The sequence below is a fragment of the Stenotrophomonas pictorum JCM 9942 genome, assembly GCF_001310775.1.
Classification (GTDB): domain Bacteria; phylum Pseudomonadota; class Gammaproteobacteria; order Xanthomonadales; family Xanthomonadaceae; genus Stenotrophomonas; species Stenotrophomonas pictorum.
Genome location: NZ_BAZI01000655.1, coordinates 1 through 966, shown reverse-complemented (window position 1 = coordinate 966; position 966 = coordinate 1). Strand labels below are relative to the sequence as shown.

At 68.6% G+C, this 966-nt stretch carries 1 pseudogene; it reads left to right on the top strand.

Annotation, left to right across the window (positions count from 1 at the left end):
* A pseudogene (locus JCM9942_RS16835) lies at nucleotides 1–966 on the top strand (transcription-repair coupling factor); the annotation flags it as partial.

Sequence of the window (966 nt, the reverse complement as noted above, 5' to 3'; positions counted from 1 at the left end):
CCGTGCCGCCGACGCCACGGCAGGCCCCTGCTGCTGGTGACGCGCGACAACCAGAGCGCGCATCTGGCCGTGGCTGACCTGCAGACCCTGCTGGGCGATGCCTCGACGCTGCCGGTGGTGCCGTTCCCGGACTGGGAAACGCTGCCCTACGACCAGTTCAGTCCGCACCCGGACATCATTTCCCAGCGACTGGCCGCGCTGCACCGCCTGCCCACCCTCGCCCGCGGCATCGTCGTGGTGCCGGTGCAGACCCTGCTGCAGCGCCTGGCGCCGCTGAACTACATCGTCGGCGGCAGCTTCGACCTGAAGGTCGGCCAGCGGCTGGACATGGATGCGGAGAAACGCCGGCTGGAAAGCGTCGGCTACCGCAACGTGGCGCAGGTGATGGACCCGGGCGACTTTGCCGTGCGCGGTGGCCTGCTCGATGTCTACCCGATGGGCACCGAGGCGCCGCTGCGCATCGAGCTGCTGGACGAGGACATCGATTCGATCCGCGCATTCGATCCCGAAACGCAGCGCTCGCTGGACAAGGTGCCGGCAGTGAAGCTGCTGCCCGGCCGCGAAGTGCCGGTGGACGAGGCCAGCCTGGCCAAGGTGCTGACCACGCTGCGCGAGCGCTTTGACGTCGATACCCGGCGCAGCCCGCTGTACCAGGATCTCAAGGCCGGGGTCCTGCCCTCGGGCGTCGAATACCTGCTGCCACTGTTCTTCGACAAGACCGCCACGCTGTTCGACTACCTGCCCGAAGGCTTCATGACGGTGCTGGGCACCGGGGTGGCCGAGGCCGCCGATGCGTTCTGGACCCAGACCCTCAGCCGCTACGAACAGCGCCGCCACGATATCGAGCGGCCGCTGCTGCCGCCGGAAGAGATCTACCAGAGTCCGGACAGCCTGCGCGAGCAGTTCAACAAGCTGCCGCGCGTGGAAGTGTGGCCGGCCGACCATCCGCGCATCGCCGAGGCGCAG